At 41.1% G+C, this 16619-nt stretch carries 14 protein-coding genes; 9 read left to right on the forward strand and 5 right to left on the reverse strand.

From position 1 onward, the window contains the following. Window positions 1-124: 124 nt before the first annotated feature. Window positions 125-943 (forward strand): PhzF family phenazine biosynthesis protein, encoded by an 819-nt coding sequence (locus tag F907_RS12500; protein WP_016651677.1) that lies wholly within the window; start codon window positions 125-127, stop codon window positions 941-943. Window positions 944-1087: 144 nt separating this feature from the next. After that, window positions 1088-3856, forward strand: a complete 2769-nt coding sequence (locus F907_RS12495; RefSeq protein ID WP_016651678.1) for a M16 family metallopeptidase — start codon at window positions 1088-1090, stop codon at window positions 3854-3856. A gap of 49 nt (window positions 3857-3905) precedes the next feature. Here the strand turns inward: F907_RS12495 and F907_RS12490 are convergent, their stop codons facing one another. Then, window positions 3906-4289, reverse strand: a complete 384-nt coding sequence (locus F907_RS12490) for a DUF3144 domain-containing protein (RefSeq protein WP_005269919.1) — start codon at window positions 4287-4289, stop codon at window positions 3906-3908. Between the two features lie 105 nt (window positions 4290-4394). Between F907_RS12490 and F907_RS12485 the strand changes: the two genes are divergently transcribed. Continuing rightward, window positions 4395-5027: a hypothetical protein gene (locus tag F907_RS12485; RefSeq protein ID WP_016651679.1), complete on the forward strand. Its 633-nt coding sequence runs from the start codon at window positions 4395-4397 to the stop codon at window positions 5025-5027. 255 nt (window positions 5028-5282) lie between these two features. Here the strand turns inward: F907_RS12485 and F907_RS12480 are convergent, their stop codons facing one another. Then, entirely contained in the window at window positions 5283-6737 is a 1455-nt protein-coding gene (locus F907_RS12480) for a CYTH and CHAD domain-containing protein (RefSeq protein ID WP_016651680.1), read from the reverse strand. A gap of 176 nt (window positions 6738-6913) precedes the next feature. Here F907_RS12480 and F907_RS12475 point away from each other — a divergent pair, with 176 nt between their 5' ends. From F907_RS12475 to rapA, 6 genes are all read left to right on the forward strand, one after another. After that, window positions 6914-7285 (forward strand): Mpo1-like protein, encoded by a 372-nt coding sequence (locus F907_RS12475; protein ID WP_005243395.1) that lies wholly within the window; start codon window positions 6914-6916, stop codon window positions 7283-7285. Window positions 7286-7438: 153 nt separating this feature from the next. Beyond that, complete coding sequence (thiE, locus tag F907_RS12470; RefSeq protein WP_016651681.1) at window positions 7439-8050, forward strand: thiamine phosphate synthase; 612 nt, start codon at window positions 7439-7441, stop codon at window positions 8048-8050. A 51-nt stretch (window positions 8051-8101) separates the two neighbouring features. Next, window positions 8102-9400 carry a glutamate-1-semialdehyde 2,1-aminomutase gene (gene hemL, locus F907_RS12465; RefSeq protein ID WP_016651682.1) on the forward strand — a complete coding sequence of 433 codons (1299 nt, stop codon included), beginning with the start codon at window positions 8102-8104 and terminating at the stop codon, window positions 9398-9400. 354 nt (window positions 9401-9754) lie between these two features. After that, window positions 9755-10171, forward strand: a complete 417-nt coding sequence (locus tag F907_RS12460; protein ID WP_016651683.1) for a GlcG/HbpS family heme-binding protein — start codon at window positions 9755-9757, stop codon at window positions 10169-10171. Window positions 10172-10313: 142 nt separating this feature from the next. Then, window positions 10314-10958 (forward strand): RluA family pseudouridine synthase, encoded by a 645-nt coding sequence (locus F907_RS12455; protein ID WP_171067789.1) that lies wholly within the window; start codon window positions 10314-10316, stop codon window positions 10956-10958. 144 nt (window positions 10959-11102) lie between these two features. Then, window positions 11103-13940 carry an RNA polymerase-associated protein RapA gene (gene rapA, locus F907_RS12450; RefSeq protein ID WP_016651684.1) on the forward strand — a complete coding sequence of 946 codons (2838 nt, stop codon included), beginning with the start codon at window positions 11103-11105 and terminating at the stop codon, window positions 13938-13940. A 62-nt stretch (window positions 13941-14002) separates the two neighbouring features. On the opposite strand, the gene dps is transcribed toward rapA, so the two are convergent. The 3 genes from dps to fabR form a co-directional block, all read right to left on the reverse strand. Beyond that, entirely contained in the window at window positions 14003-14497 is a 495-nt protein-coding gene (gene dps / locus F907_RS12445) for a DNA starvation/stationary phase protection protein Dps (RefSeq protein ID WP_005269930.1), read from the reverse strand. A 216-nt stretch (window positions 14498-14713) separates the two neighbouring features. Next, on the reverse strand, window positions 14714-15730 hold the full coding sequence (locus tag F907_RS12440) for an AI-2E family transporter (protein WP_005269931.1): 1017 nt from the start codon (window positions 15728-15730) through the stop codon (window positions 14714-14716). A gap of 90 nt (window positions 15731-15820) precedes the next feature. Beyond that, a complete protein-coding gene (gene fabR, locus F907_RS12435; protein ID WP_005269933.1) occupies window positions 15821-16516 on the reverse strand; it encodes an HTH-type transcriptional repressor FabR in 696 nt (231 codons plus the stop codon). Window positions 16517-16619 lie beyond the last annotated feature (103 nt).

Genomic DNA, 16619 nt, shown 5'->3' on the forward strand with positions numbered 1-16619 from the left:
TTTTAAACATTTAAGCTGATTGAATTAGAAAAACAGTGGTGTATCGTAAATTTAGAAAAATCTGTATCTATCATTTCTAGACCAGATGTTCAAAATAACTGGAAAATAGAGAGAGTGTTGTGTCATGAAGATGTATCAAATTGATGCTTTTACCCAAGAATTATTTAAAGGAAATCCAGCCGCAGTTATCGTTGTGGATGAATGGTTAGATGACCATTTGATGCAGAATATTGCGATGGAAAATAATTTATCAGAGACTGCATTTGTCAGAACACTTGATGACAGTAATTATGAGATTCGCTGGTTTTCTCCACTGGATGAGGTGGCTTTTTGTGGGCATGCGACTTTAGCCAGTGCTTTTGTACTGTTTAAAGATTTCACTCAAGCAACAACCATTCAGTTCCATGTGCGCGAGCTCGGAATTTTTATTGTCAGCCAAGCTGCTGATGGCAAAATCAAAATGAACTTTCCAATTCGAAAAGCTGAATTAGTCTCTGATTTTCCTCAGGAACTACGTGAAGGGCTGACGAAACCATTTAAAGCTGTCTATCGTAATGCTCAAGCTTATATTGTTGAATATGAAACCGTGCAGGATGTATTGGATGAACAACCTGATCTGGAAAAATTAAAACAACTCGGCAAGATTCGTACAGCAATTACTGCTTCACAGCCTGATGTTGCAATTACCGCACGCGGCGAAGGAACGTTTGATTGCGTTTCTCGTTATTTTGCACCAGCAATTGGCATTGATGAGGATCCAGTGACGGGGTCGATTCATACAGCAATTGTTCCGCTTTGGGCAGATAAATTAAACAAGAAACAATTGGTGGCTTTTCAAGCTTCTGCACGTGGCGGGATTCTGGACTGCGTGATTGAATCTGAACAGCGTATTGAAATTTCAGGCTATGCAAAATTATATATGCAAGCTGAATTGCTAATCTGATTTTTAGCTTAAATTGTGCAAAAACAAAGATAAAAGCTGTTTAAATAAACAGCTTTTTTCAAAACATAACTATTAAAAATGCGAATCGTTCTCTACTATAGCTTGACGTTTTTATTTAAATCACCAAAATTACTTGGATAAATTATGTTAATGCGGTTTAAGCAGCTTACTCTCTCTCTTTGTTTGATCGGGTTGAGTGCGACGTCTTGGTCTCAGACAGTACTCGTAAAAAGTGAAAAAAATATCGAAGAATATAAATTAGATAATGGTTTTCGTGTAATTCTTGCGCCAAATGATAAAGAAAACAAAGTCTATGTAAATACGGTTTATTTTACGGGTTCACTGAATGACCCGAAGGGTAAAGGCGGTCTGGCACATCTATTGGAACATTTGGCTTTTAAAGGCACGCAGAATGTGAAGGGCGATGAGTTCCAGCGTCGCCTAGATCAATTTACCCTGATGACCAATGCCAGCACCGATTACTACTCGACTAAATATTTAAATATTGTTCGTCCTGAAAAGAATGCACTGAATGAAATTCTGTACCTCGAATCTGAGCGTATGGACAAATTGGTGCTACAAGAAAAATTTGTGCCTTCTGAAATTGAGATCGTAAAACGTGAACGTGAAATCCGTATGGATCAACCTTTTGCGGTATTGATGGATCAAATGTGGAAAGCCGCTTATGGCAACCAATATTTGGGTCGTTTGCCGATTGGTGATCTACCCGAGCTAAAGTCCATTCAGCTGAATGAATTGAATCAGTTTTATAAAACTTGGTATGCGCCGAATAATGCGGTGATGGTGATTTCGGGTAAATTTGATAAGACCGAAGTGCTGAATAAGATTGATCAATATTTTAGTCCAATTCCAGCACGTGCCGTACCTGCTCAAGTGCAAGTGCCTGTTCTGGATTCAAGCAAAATTGAACAGCGCCAATTTACCGTGCAAAAGGGCAGTGATTTAGCCAAATTCCACATCTATATGAATGGTAAAAATACCAAGCTGCAGCCTGCTTTAGCATTGGCACCTGCATTATATACCATGCAACCCAGCGGCATCTTGTATAAGAGTATGGTGGAGACGGGGATTAGTACCGCAGTGCAGTCAACCACATGGTTAGATCAAGATTTTAATTTGGTGTTTATGGGGGCAATTTATGCACCGAATCATGATGCCAAAAAGGTCAATGATGCACTCACGGCGGGTGTAGAGAATAGTCACGAATTTAGTGAGGCTGAGTTACAACGGATTAAAAATATCACGCAAAATGATGCGGATACCATTATGAATGATGCGGTGGCGTTAGGATCACGTCTGAGTGATTATGCTGTTTCATCTCATGGTCAATGGGATCAGTACTTTAAAGATTTACAATCAGTTAAAGATTTAAAATTAAAAGATGCCAATCAAAACTTAAAAGAATTTTTAGTGGCATCACATCGTATTTCAGGTGATATTTTGCCAACACCTGAAGATCAGAAGAAAGCGATGACGCTAAAAGCTGATAATCAGCCAAAAACGCTAGATCAAAGTGTGGAAAAGCCTGAACCGTTAAAGGATGCCAGTGTTTATCAGCAGGAAGTCAGCCAGTTTATGACGCAGTCTGCTCAGCAATTGCAAAAGAATGAGCAGAAAATTCAGCGTGGCGAGTTGAAGAATGGTATTCGCTACGCGCTATTCCCAACGCCTACACGTGATGATAAAACCTATGCCACCATTAGTTTAGATTTTGGTGATGAAAAAGCATTATTTGGCAAAGGTGTGACCTTAGATTTAACCAGTTATTTGATGTTACGTGGATCTGAAAAGCATACTTTGCAAGAAATTACGGATAAAGCTATTGCTGCAAGTGGTGGGGCGTCTGTCAGTTCGAATGGCAATGGTTTTACCATTGTGATTCAGGCGAAGAAAGACAAGTTTGAAGATTTCTTCAATTTTATTGTGGATGTGGTTAAACAACCAAAATTTTCGAAAACTGAATTTGATCTGGCAAAAAATCAGAGCTTATCGGTATTGGATCGTCCGTATACAGAACCTGCGGTTGTGTCATCGATGACTTTATCTAAAATTCTGGAAATCTATAAACCAGGGGATATCCGTTATCACTTTGAACCTGAACTGGCGAAAAAGCAGATTAGTGAAGTCACTCAGCCACAAGTTAAACAGTTCTATGACCAATTCTTTGTGACGAATCATGCCCAAATCGCTGTGACAGGTGATTTTGATGCCAAGAAAATGCAGAAGACCTTACAAAAGGCTTTTGGTTCTTGGAAAGCAAAGCAACCGTTCACAAAAGTGACAGGTCAATATACGGTGTATAAGACGCAGAAAGTACATGCTTTATCGGAACAGCGTGAATTTGGTAGCTATCAAAGTGTCTTGGCTCTACCTGTAGGATCGTATAACAAAGATGCACCGGCTTTGATTATCCTGAGTCATATCTTGGGGAACTCGCAACTCTCATCGCGTTTGGCACAAGAGTTACGTGAGAAGAACGCCTTGGTATATGGCTTTGGTAGTGGCTTAGATCTTGATCCAGATATTGATGATGGTACTTTGAGTATCACTGCCAATTACACTTCTGGTCGCTCTGAGCAAGTCTCGCAATCAGTACATAAGGTATTGAATGAGTTACTGAGCAAAGGCGTGACTGAGCAGGAAGTGGAAGCTGCGAAAGCCGATATCATGAAAAAACGTGTGACCGCTTTAGAGGACGAGCGCAATATTCATGGCATGCTCACGGGGCAGTTAGAGCGTAACAAGACTTTGTTGGATCGTGCTGAGCGAGATCAAGAACTTGCGAAACTGACCAAAGAAGATGTGAATGCGGCGATCAAGAAATACATCAAACTTGATCAGTTTGTCGAAGTCATGGCTGACCAATATGGTCAAGCACAAGACTTGAAATAAATCATAAAAAGAAAGCCACCGATGAGGTGGCTTTTTTTATTGGAGATAATCAGTGATCATGTTTATGCGCATGAAAATCTTCGTTCTTACGGAAACGTAAGTAGTTTTCAAACTGTTCACAGTATTCGTCAAAGTTATCTTCCAGCATCATTTGAAATTGTTGCAGCAGATAAGACATCACTTGCTCTTTGGCAGCACGCATTTCTTCGCCATCTTTAAAGTTATTGGCTGCGACCCAAGTATTAAAACGGGCAGTGGCGAATAACATGGCTGCACTAACTTGACCACGTAATTCTTCTGGTTTGGCTTGTTGACCTTTAGGCGGTCGGCAGAAATCATTGGCAAGTTTAATAAACTCATCTGCACGCTCAAAAAAGACGGCATTTAAAGCTTCTTCTTCCGTCACATCTGTGGCATTAATTTTTTGAGACATGGTTTTTCCCAGCGACAAGTTAAGACACATTATTATAGACAAAGCCTTGTCGAAACTAAACCTTTGCCTTAACCTAAAATAGCCTAAGCAATTAGAATAACCACTATGCAAGATGCAATCGCGATTCAAAGCTTAAAAACGGATATTGCTTTATTACGTCAGCATATTTATCCACCCCAATATTTAGAGCATGTCGAAGGCTTGCCCATTTATTATGGGCTGAAAGAGGATGTAGATGAGTATTATCGGCAGTGGCAACCGCTGATTGAAAGAGCACAACAGTTATGTCAGCCTTTTATGGAAGACGAAATTGTGGATGCGATTCACTTACCCAGTCACTTAAATCTGCCGCTTTTTTTCTTTCATGTGGATCGGATTCGGATCAATAAAACCCGTGCCAAAGAGTCTAAAACTTTTCGCGGCGTGGCGGCTTTGTTAGAAAAATGTGGCCAGTTTGAGACCGATCAAATTTTTGCGATGCAAGAATGGTTAGGCAGTGACGATACCGCTGCCTTAGTTGCACATCGTGAATTTATTGATTTACGCACCTATGTATTTCAGCATGGGCAAAGTGACTATACCCGTACCCGGTTTTATATGAATGGCGTGATTTTGAGTGTGGAACCGCATTTTAAATTGGTGGATGCACGGGACAAGCCACGTAAGCAGCGTAATGATAGTTATAGTGATCCGATTGCAGATAATGGTACGTGGAAGATTTTTGGGAAATATCGCTAAATGATTTAAGCTCAATATGGAGATATTATCTGCCTGCTAAAGAACTAATTTTCATTTTCCGTTAAGGTGAGCAAGACCTCAAAAATTATGAATAACCTAATACCTTTTGTATAGGTGGTGCCTTACTTTTGACTGGGCAAAAGTAACAAAACCCCTCTGTTAAGCTGATGGCACATCCTTGATGCCACAGCTTAACGGCGGCATCCATGCCGCCATCACGATAACAGAGTAAGGTGGTTTCTCCTTGCGGCGTTATCACTCTTCATCCCAAAAAATATCTTTAGCAGATAAGCCCTGTAGCTTTTTATTCGCTTTCTTGACCACATGTGGTTGTTGTGCCTTGACCCAACCTAAAGCAAATAAAAATTGTGGATGCTTCACAGCCTGTTGTTCAAAGATCTGTTCAGCAACAAAGAGATCATTATAAAAGCCTAAATATTCCTGAATCGGTTGTAACTTATTTAAGAATTGTTGAACCTGCTTTTCTGGATACAGCGCTGAAATAAAGTCGATGCAATAGCGTAATTGTTTAACGCGTTTACGGGTACGGTGTTGTTGCTCGACTTCTAGCTTCGAAAATTGAGACGCATCTTTGAGAATTTTTTGATATAGCTTGCTTAAGCTTTTAGCTGCTTGTTTAGAAAGTTTAGATTTGGACTGATGCTCACTATATGTAAAACTGAATAAGGATAAAAATAACTGTGTGGTTTGAATATGACTTAAAAGCTGCGCAATATTGCTATCAACCTTCGCAGGGAATGGAAAATCAAAATCACAAACTTCTTTGACTAAGGGAATGACCGAATCTTGAATTGCATCGTAATCACGTGATTGCCCCAAGGCTCTAAAAATATCCGCCAACTGACTTTCCCAAGCAGGATCAATGTGTGCAGACCAGTTTGAGAAATGTTTTAAAGCTGAACGCAAACGTCGTAAGCCGACACGTGCTTGGTGAATATGGTCTGCTTCTGCTACACCATCAGCGATTGCAGCTGCATTTGGCAAGATATGATTGAGCGTATTTTCGATAATCAGTTTAAGGGCTTGTTCAGCACGGATATCGGTATCTAAAATCAGTGATTTCGCTTTGGTGGCAGGGGAAACCCGTTTACCAATGGCCAGTAAATTGCCCCGTTCAGCTTTACTGCGTACATCAAGCCAGAGCTGATATTTGTCTACCCAAGTTTTGGCAAAATCAATCAGAGACTGTGCCGAGCCTTGTTTGAGCTCAAATTCGACTTCACAGATTTTGGCTTGATCAGTCGGGGTGCGAATTTCTCCATCATCCAAGCAGACTTCAATATGCGAACCTGCAAACTCGAAGACATGAAAAGTACGTTGTACATCAGTTTGAAACTGTAGCAATAACTCAGCAGGGGAATCGCCTAAAACATCACGCAGTACAGTTTGAACGGTTTGATTATGTTTATATAAAGATAAATCCAGTTCGGGTTCTTTCGTACATTTGCCCAAATAAATATCTTCTTCGATACGTTGTAAATGGTTTTTACTGGCGGCCTTAAAGGTTTGCACCCAATGCTCACCTTCCTGACGCAGACGAATGGCGACGTAATTCTTTGCCAGTAAGCGGTCGGCAGTGTCATAGTATTTTGCTTGCAGGTGAATTTTCTGTGCTTTTTGTTTGTTTAAAAGCTGTAATACACTTTTTTTCTTAGATTCAGGGAGTTGAAATTTTAGCTCTATTTCCATGAAGTTATGACTCCTGACCACCGAGAATGATAAATATAAAAATAGTATAACTTGTTGATCTCAAAAATCATTGTAAAGTTGTTTTAAGCAGGGAAAGGATGGCACGCAATGACTTTATTTTGTACAGAAAATGCATTAACGTGTGGAGAGTCTTGCACGATTAGGATGATCTTAAAATGAATGCACCAGCGAATATTACCCAGCCAGTGGAATTTTCATTACCCATTAAAAACTATGACGAATTTTATCATTTTTATTTAACTGAACATCGCAATATCGCCAGTCGCCGTTTGCATGCAGCAGGTAGCTCGATTGGTTTATATTTTTTTAGTCAAGCCATCCGTAAACGTCAGGCAAAATATGCGGTATATGGTTTGGTATCAGGCTATGCCTGTGCTTGGGTTGGGCATTTTTTCTTTGAACATAATAAGCCTGCCAGCTTTAAACAACCGCTGTATAGCTTTATTTCGGATTGGCGCATGTTGTCAGACGTTGCACGTGGTCGTTTGAGTCTGATTGATCGTAAGTTTGATAAAATTGAGTCGTAACATTCATTTGATATTTCAAAAGCTGCTTTGGCAGCTTTTTTATTTGTTCTGATTTACAGCGATTAATGATGTAAATACACTCCCTATCTTTAAATTTTAAGAAAGAAAATATACTCTGAAGCTAATGTAATTATAGTGAATAGTGAAACGTTCATGCGCGGTCTTTATCTCATTACCAATGACGATCCAATCCAACTATTATTAGAAAAATTAGACGTTGCATTAGCGACAGGGCAGATTGCCATTCTGCAATATCGTCGTAAGAAAGTAGCAAAGGCTGATCAGCCACTTGAAGTGGAAAAAATTAAAGCACTGTGTGAAAGACACCAAACTCCTTTTGTGATTAATGATGACTTGGTCTTGGCGGAGCAATTTGGTCTAGGTGTGCATCTTGGACAGTCCGATGGTGAAATTAGCGATGCGGCTACACGTTTGCCATCAAGTGTGATTATTGGGCGGACTTGTCTAAACTCATTAGAACTGGCTGAAAAGGCAATTGCGGATGGGGCGACTTATGTGGCATTTGGTGCGGTCTATGCCACCTCAACTAAACCTGAAGCGGGCAATGTAGGAATCGAAGTCATTCAGCAGGCGAAACAAAAATTTGCTGTGCCAATTTGTGCGATTGGCGGGTTGACCGTTGAAAATTCTCAAGTAGTGATTGAGGCTGGTGCAAGCCTTTGTGCAGTAATTAGTGATATATTAGGCCGATCAACAGCCGAAATTCCTGCTCGTGTAGATGCATGGGCAAAGTTATTTGCATAATTTTTTGCATCGTTTCGACATTCTATTCCTCGATTCTAGGTTGAGTCTTTTATGAGTTTATCTCCAAAGCAAGAACAGTTATTTAAACAAGCAAATAAACATATTCCAGGTGGTGTTAACTCACCTGTACGTGCATTTAACGGTGTTGGTGGTACGCCTGTCTTTATTGAAAAGGCAAAAGGGGCGTACTTATGGGATGTTGATGGCAAGCGTTATGTAGACTATGTCGGTTCATGGGGCCCAATGATTTTGGGTCACGCACATCCAGATATTATTCAAGCAGTACAAACTGCGGCGGAAGATGGTTTAAGTTTTGGTGCGCCAACTGTACATGAAACCACTTTGGCAGACACGATTTGCGAAATCATGCCATCCATTGAGTTGGTGCGTATGACCAGTTCAGGTACAGAAGCAACCATGACCGCGATTCGTCTGGCACGTGGTTATACTGGCCGTGACAAAATTGTGAAGTTTGAAGGCTGTTACCATGGTCATTCAGACTCGTTATTGGTGAAAGCGGGTTCAGGCCTGCTAACTTTAGGCGAAGGTGAGCCAACGTCAAAAGGTGTACCTGCTGATTTCGCAAAACATACCCTAACGCTACCGTATAACAATATTGAAGCCTTGAAAGAATGTTTTAGCAAGTTTGGTCATGAGATTGCTGGTGTAATCATTGAGCCTGTTGCTGGCAATATGAATCTGGTGACGCCAATTGATGGTTTCTTACAAGCGATTCGTGATGTGTGTGATGAATATCAATCAGTCTTCATTATTGATGAAGTGATGACGGGTTTCCGTGTTGCTTTGGGCGGTGCGCAATCGGTCTATAAAGTAAAACCAGATTTAACCACTTTAGGTAAAATTATTGGTGCGGGTTTACCTGTGGGTGCTTTCGGCGGTAAACGTGAAATCATGGAATGCATTGCACCATTAGGTGGTGTTTACCAAGCAGGAACTTTGTCGGGTAATCCATTGGCCATGCGTGCAGGCATTGCGATGTTCAAGCATCTTCGTGAACCTGAGTTTTATGACAAGCTTGCAGCACAGTTAGCCAAATTACTGGCAGGTTTACAGGCTGCGGCAGACGAAGCGGGGATTCCATTTAAAACCCAGCAAGTTGGCGGTATGTTTGGTTTGTATTTTACCGATCAAGAGGACATTACCAGCTTTGATTCAATGTTAGCCTGTGATGTTGAAGCATTCAAGAAATTCTTCCATGGTATGTTAAAGCGTGGTGTCTATCTGGCACCATCGGCATTTGAAGCTGGATTTATTTCATCAATGCATTCTGATCAAGATATTGCAGAGACCATTCAGGCAGCAAAAGAAACCTTTGCTGAAATGAAATAACGCTGTGATATACACATAAGCCCGATTTATTCGGGCTTTTTTTATGGTCATGGTTTCGGTAGTTCTCAAAACAGGTTGCCCTTAACTGATTAAACAATAAGGGTGGATCGTCATGAACGCTCACTGCGTTCTCATTTACTTGTAGGCTCTATCTAAGCTCCGAATAGCAATAAAGATAAATAATCTTTACTGTATTACAAGGTAAAATATGGTTGAATAATCCACTATCTTTGCATTTGTCTTCGGCTGTACCAAAGCGTGAACGTTTTGGCTGATGCAGGCTGTGGATGACGTTGCTAGATATCATATGTTAGACAAGCGTTGATAAGAAACTCATAGGAATGGAGTAAAAAGATGAAAACTAAACATTATCTAACTTCCGCAGATGTGGAAATTCTGGTTGATGCGGCATTGCAATATGCAACAGCGCACAGCTTTAATGTCAGCGTGGCGGTTGTCGATGATTGTGGAACATTGTTGATGATGAAGCGTATGGATGGCGCATCGGTACTATCGACAGAGATTTGTCAAGAAAAAGCCAAATCTGCTGCGGTCAGCCGAAGAACAACCAAGGCATCAGAAGATATGATCCGTGATGGTAAAATCGGCTTTTTAACCGTGAATGCGGCAAAGGGGATGCTAGAAGGTGGTGAGCCCATTGTGTATCAAGCACAGGTCGTCGGTGCTGTGGGGATTTCGGGGGTACAATCTTTTCAAGATGCAGAAATTGCCCAGTATGCGATTCAACAATTTCTAGAGCAACAAGCCTAAATCATCATTTAAATTCGATTCTGGATGAAATATCGAGAGAAACACGAAAAAAATCAGTAAAAATACGTGTCATGCATTGTAATTCAGCGCTAAGCTTTTTATGATTGCCCGCTTGTTTTCATCCAGTCGTTGGAAGGCTACCTTGAGTGATTTTCTAAGTGAACATTTGATTCATCGTGATGAAGATTTTATGGTCATCCATAAACCAGCAGGTTTACTCACTGTGCCGGGGAAAACGCCGGATTTACAAGATTGTTTAATTAATCGTTTATTAGAACTAGAACCTAAAACTTTACTGATTCATCGTTTAGATCGTGATACCTCAGGTATTCTGGTCTTTGGCTTGTCCAAATTTGGACAGAGCAATATTTCGCGTCAATTTCAAGATCGTCAAACCTCAAAAATTTATCAGGCTTTGGTTGCAGGGCATTTAGAAGGTCAGGGCACGGTCGATATTCCTGTGATTTATGATCCAAGCCGTCCACCATTACATATTGTGGATGCCTCTTATCACAAGCCTGCATTGACCGAATGGCAAGCGATTGAACATTTAGAAATTCAAGGACAAGCTGTAACCCGAGTGAAACTCATTCCGATTACAGGGCGTTCACATCAGCTTCGTGTGCATATGCAATATTTAGGTCATCCGATTCTGGGCGATACCTTATATGCCACACCCGAACAGCAGCAGCTTTATGCGCGTTTGTGCTTACATGCAACGCAATTAAGCTTCGCTCATCCTAAGACAGGTACACAACTCAACTTTGATTGTGCCGTACCGTTTTAGTACGAAAACTTTTTTATGAAACACGATGTGATGCACGCTATTTGATTGCGCTTTGTGTCAAAATACATCGTTGAAAACTACATAAAATGCCTTAACTTTTATTGGTGTCAGGGCATAAAATATGTAGGCTAACTTGAGATAAAGGTGGAAAAATTGCAGCAGTTTGCTATTGGTCAACGTTGGTTATCAGATACTGAAACTGAACTCGGTTTAGGGGTTCTTATTGATGTAGATGAACGTTCTATCAGCATTTTATTCCCAAAAAGCGATGAAACGCGTGTTTATGCACGCAACAATGCGCCTTTATCTCGCATTATCTTCAATGTTAACGATGAAGTCCAAGACCAAGAAGGCAGCAAGTGGATTGTTGAAGCGATCGAAGACCGTCATGGTGTGCTTCGTTATGACGTGGTTCGCCAGCTTGAAAATGGCGAGCAAGAGCGTAAGTCACTCAACGAAACCCGTATCGGTGCACAGATCCAGCTGTCAAAACCTTTAGAACGTCTGTTGGCCAGCCAAGTCGATTATAAAGAATGGTATGACCTGCGTATTGAAGCGATGTTGTTGCAAGCGCAAATGCACACCAGTCCTTTACGTGGTTTTCTCGGTGCACGTGTGGGCTTGATTCCACATCAGCTTTATATCGCGCATGAAGTCGGGAAGCGTTTTGCGCCACGTGTTTTGTTAGCAGATGAAGTGGGCCTAGGCAAAACCATTGAAGCAGGTTTGATTATCCACCAACAACTGAAAACAGGACGTTCAGAGCGTATCCTGATTTTAGTGCCTGATTCATTGCAGTATCAGTGGATGATTGAAATGCGCCGCCGTTTCAATTTGCAATTCTCGCTATTCGATTTAACCCGTACTGCTTCGATCAAAGAACATGATCCTGATCTGAACCCATTCCTGACTGAACAATGCATTATTGCCAGTGTCGACCTGATGGTTGACCATGACGACTTGCGTGAGCAAGCCATGGAAGCTGGTTTTGATTTGCTGGTGGTCGATGAAGCGCACCACTTGATGTGGAGTGAGGAAGAGGGCGGTAATGATCGTTATGACCTCGTCGAAGAATTGGCTGAACAAACAGCAGGTGTATTACTGCTCACGGCAACGCCGGAACAGTTAGGGGTTGAAAGCCATTTTGCCCGTCTTCGTTTACTTGATCCGCAACGTTTCAGTAGCCTAGATCGTTTCCTTGATGAGGAAGAGCAATATCAACATACCGCTAAAATTGCGGAAGTGTTGATGTCAGATCAAGCGTTGACAGAAGAGCATCTTGCTGCACTGGACGGCTTATTGGGTCATCGTATTGATGATCAGCCTGAACAGCGTATGCGTGCAATTCATGAATTATTAGACCGTCATGGCACAGGCCGTATCCTGTTCCGTAACACCCGTGAAGCGATTCAAGGCTTCCCTGGTCGTGATTGCCAGCCAGCGCCTTTGCCAGCACCAGAAGACTGGTCATTTGATGGCAAAATGCGCGAGCAAATGTGGCCAGAAGAAGGCCAGCTCGATGGTGCATGGATGGAAAATGATCCGCGTGTGCCGTGGTTGATGGAAGTGTTACGCAAAGAATTAAAACACAAAAAAGTGTTGTTGATTGCGCGTAGCGGGCCAGTGGTTGAAGCACTTGAAAATGTATTGCGTTTACATGCGGGTATTCGTACCGCGATGTTCCATGAAGGCATGAGCTTATTGGAACGTGACCAAGCGGCAGCCTACTTTGCTGAAGATAGCTATGGTGCTCAGATTCTTCTCTGTTCAGAAATTGGTTCGGAAGGTCGCAACTTCCAGTTTGCCAGTGACCTGATCTTATTTGACCTACCTGCAAACCCAGATGTATTGGAGCAACGTATCGGTCGTCTGGATCGTATTGGTCAGGAAAACCGGATTCAAATTCATGTGCCATATCTGATGGGTACAGCACAAGAGCGTATGTTCCGCTGGTATAACGAAGCACTCAATATTTTCAGCAATATTTCTCCGACTGCACAAACGCTACAAGAGAACTTCATTGTTGAATTGAAGGATTGTTTATTGGCAGATCAAGGCCAGACTTTTGAAGATTTACTGGAAGAAGTCAATGTACAGCGTCAAGCCTTGGAAGCTGAACTACAGGCAGGTCGTGACCGTTTGCTCGAGTATAACTCTTGTCGTCCAATAGTGGCGCAGGGCATTGTACAAGCGCTTGAAGATTATGATGACAACACCACATTGCCAATGTTTGTGAAGCGTTTCATGTCATCCACCAATATTGACTTTGATGAGCAAAGCAACGGTACGGTGATCATCAAGCCAACGGATCAAATGCAGGTGCAAGGTCTCACGTTGGACGAAGAAGGTATGACCGCAACCTTCTATCGTGATCAGGCGCAGATCCGTGAAGATGCGCAATACTTGACTTTGGAACATCCGTTTATTGAAAGTGTGATGGAAATGATCCGCACACAATCATTCGGTAGTACCAATGTGGCCTTGCTGAAATCCAATGCCTTGAAACAAGGTTCAGTCTTGTTGGAAGTATGGTTTAAGGTCGATGTGGTTGCACCGAAGGCATTGAACTTGCCATCAAGCTTACCGAAGCAATTGATTCGTGTATTGCTCAGTGAAAATGGTCAGGATTTATCGACCAAGATTGACCCAAGTATTTTACGTCCGTACCTGCATCATCTTGATGGCAATAGTTGCCGCCAAGTGGTAAAAGCGCGCCGTGAAGTGATTGAGTCTCGTTATGCGCAAGCTTTAGAAATTGCCAAGACCTCATTACCTGAATTAATGCAGCAAGCCAAAGAGCATTATGGCAGTAAATGGCAGTATGAAATTGACCGTTTAAGCTATCTCAAGCAATTTAACCCAAGTATTCGCCAAGATGAAATTGAGCGTTTACAGAAATTCCAGAAAGAGGGCCTAGGTCTCCTAGATGGTCTTTCTGTAACACCAGAAGCAATTCAAGTTTTGGTTGTCGTTAAACCTTAACGCGACGAAATGCAATAAAAAAGAGGACCATTACAGTCCTCTTTTTTTATTTTCAATACTTTTTAGTGATCAATATTGGCTTCCAAGAACCATAGATATTGATCCAGATCTTCTAATGCTGCATGAATAATATCTTCGGAAATGGGATCTTGGATTTCGTCAATCGTGTCACGCAAATGATTGGCGACTACACCATAGCGATCAGCCAGTTCTTTTAAATGATCCTGTACAGCATGAATCGCCACAGGATAGGGTTTGAGGTGTGAGCTTTTGGCGACTGATTGGGTCGTTCCTAATGCTGTCCCACCGATCTGTACGGCACGCTCTGCGACATTGTCCAAATGAGTGATCAGAGATGTTCGGAACATGTCTAACATTTCATGCACTGCAATAAAGTTGCTCCCCCGCATGTTCCAATGTGCTTGCTTGGTCAGCAAGGAAAGATCAATTAAGTTGGCAAGGATTTGATTTAAGATTTTTATCGTGGACTCTTTGATCGAGTCATCTAAATTATTGCGTGTATATACTTTTAAAGCTTTTGCTGTTGAAGAACTCATAGTTACCTCATTCAATTCTAATGTGATGAAACATAGTGAAGAAAAACCATTCATTTCATTAGTAGCTTATCGCTTGAATAGGTGCTTGAGTGTTTTTGTTGTCTAGGCTTTTGTAAGTTTGCTTATCATCAATTCTCTTTTTGATCATGTCTGTTTTAATTCAGATTCAATGATTATTGCATGGGTTAAAGTATGTTTTAACGTGTTAAGCATCGCCTAGATTAGTCCTGCATCTTTGCATTCCAATTTGATATAGGCATAGAAAATAGGGGCAACGATTAAACCACTTAATCCAAAAATTGACTCGAAAATTAGCATTGCCAATAAAACTTCCCATGCACTGGCATTAATTTTAGTACCAATAATCTTGGCATTGATGAAGTATTCAAGCTTATGAATAATCACCAGATAAGCTAGGGCAATGGCTGCCACAGACAGCGAAATGGTTAAGCCCGCCATGATGATCAAGGTATTTGAAATCAGGTTACCAATAATAGGGAGTAAGCCAAAAATAAAAGTCAGAATGGTCAGCGTCTTCGCAAAAGGCAAGTGGATATTAAAGATCGGTAAAACGATAAAAACGAAAATGATAAACAGACCTGTATTGATCAGGGAGATCTTCACTTGGGCAAATACCACATTCTTAAACGAAATCGATAGCTTTTGAATGCGATGCAAAATTGCAGCTTTAAATGCAGGTTGTGGCGCATGTTGTTTAAAATTCTGAATCGATACCAAAATACCAACAATCAGGCCAATGACCATGGTCGCAAGGTTGTGCAGAATATCTGTGCCTGTATTTTTGACAATCGAGATATTATTTTTGATAAAGGATAGAATCTGGTTTTTGATATCGGCAACACTATGCGGCAGATAGCCTGGCAAATATTGACTCATCTCCGCCTGAAACTTAATCAGGGTTTGATCAATTTTAAAGTTAAATGAATTGAGGCCAGTTCCTTTTAGATCATAGATTACAAAGCTAATCAGGCTGGTAATAAAGAAACCCAGTAATACGATAGTGGCTACGCCTAAGATAATACTGATAAAGATTCGTGCCCGTTGTCCATCAATATGCTTCTCAACAATTGAACTTAAGCTATTAATAATTTCAAAGACTAAAAAACCAGCAAAAAAACTCGGCAGCAGATGCAAGGGAATGACCATCATTAAAAATAAAGACATCAGAATAAAACTGGCGATGATGCTTTGACGGTCATTAAGTAGATTCATGATCTATATGCCTGATTTGAGTTGTTGTTATGCTAAAGGACAAAAGTATGATTTTGATTACATTCGGAGAGTTTAAGCCGATAATTAAGCTTAATCAATTTCCATTTTATCAATATGACGTGCACCTTCTAGAATCATACGAATCATCACCATAGTCTGTTCAGCGACTTCGGTACGCTGCTCAACAGGCAAATCCAACACTTTTGCACCCATATTGAACACCAATTGAGTAATGGCTTTAGCGACAAGATCAGCATGACTGATTTTACTGTTATTCATTTGTTCTAAACGAATCAGGTCTTCTTGAAGCTCTTGCTGAAAGAAGTTGAGTTGGCGATCAACCGCTGCTTTATATGAAGTCGAGCCCGTATAACCTTCGCGTAATAACAAACTCAGGTTGCCTTCATCGGTATTCAATTGTTGAATAAACACTTCGACTGAACTACGGATAATACTTTGCTGTTTTGAGGCCTGTAAGCGTGCTTCCCGAATAATGCGGCGGAGCACCAAGCCAGATTGATCAATCAAGGCAATAGCCAGTTCATCAATGTCCTTGAAATGGCGATAAAAACTATTGGGTGCAATACCAGCTTCACGTGCAATTTCACGTAAGCTGAGAGACGCAATACTTTTTTGTGGGCCGATGAGATTCAGTGTGGCTTGAAACAACTCTTCTTTGGTAATGGTTGCTTTTCTACCTACAGAGCGCACAGGAGATTTCATGGGAATGACATCTTGTTCGTTTACGTTGTCATGGCCGAGCGGTAAAAAAGAAGAATGAACCATTGTTTTCAATATATAAGTAAGCTACTCGGGATTATAACGATTGTCTGTGGACTTGTGAAATGTAAATTCTTATACGAGTGTATATACAAATATATATACATAT

The organism is Acinetobacter colistiniresistens, assembly GCF_000413935.1.
Classification (GTDB): domain Bacteria; phylum Pseudomonadota; class Gammaproteobacteria; order Pseudomonadales; family Moraxellaceae; genus Acinetobacter; species Acinetobacter colistiniresistens.

Excerpts from the sequence above, each read along its gene's own strand:
- F907_RS12480 (WP_016651680.1), bottom strand. The coding sequence starts at position 6,737 with ATGGAAATAGAGCTAAAATTTCAACTCCCTGAATCTAAGAAAAAAAGT.
- F907_RS12460 (WP_016651683.1), top strand. The coding sequence starts at position 9,755 with ATGAAAACTAAACATTATCTAACTTCCGCAGATGTGGAAATTCTGGTT.
- hemL (WP_016651682.1), top strand. The coding sequence starts at position 8,102 with ATGAGTTTATCTCCAAAGCAAGAACAGTTATTTAAACAAGCAAATAAA.
- F907_RS12500 (WP_016651677.1), top strand. The coding sequence starts at position 125 with ATGAAGATGTATCAAATTGATGCTTTTACCCAAGAATTATTTAAAGGA.
- fabR (WP_005269933.1), bottom strand. The coding sequence starts at position 16,516 with ATGGTTCATTCTTCTTTTTTACCGCTCGGCCATGACAACGTAAACGAA.
- F907_RS12475 (WP_005243395.1), top strand. The coding sequence starts at position 6,914 with ATGAATGCACCAGCGAATATTACCCAGCCAGTGGAATTTTCATTACCC.
- thiE (WP_016651681.1), top strand. The coding sequence starts at position 7,439 with ATGCGCGGTCTTTATCTCATTACCAATGACGATCCAATCCAACTATTA.
- F907_RS12495 (WP_016651678.1), top strand. The coding sequence starts at position 1,088 with ATGTTAATGCGGTTTAAGCAGCTTACTCTCTCTCTTTGTTTGATCGGG.
- F907_RS12490 (WP_005269919.1), bottom strand. The coding sequence starts at position 4,289 with ATGTCTCAAAAAATTAATGCCACAGATGTGACGGAAGAAGAAGCTTTA.
- F907_RS12440 (WP_005269931.1), bottom strand. The coding sequence starts at position 15,730 with ATGAATCTACTTAATGACCGTCAAAGCATCATCGCCAGTTTTATTCTG.
- F907_RS12485 (WP_016651679.1), top strand. The coding sequence starts at position 4,395 with ATGCAAGATGCAATCGCGATTCAAAGCTTAAAAACGGATATTGCTTTA.
- dps (WP_005269930.1), bottom strand. The coding sequence starts at position 14,497 with ATGAGTTCTTCAACAGCAAAAGCTTTAAAAGTATATACACGCAATAAT.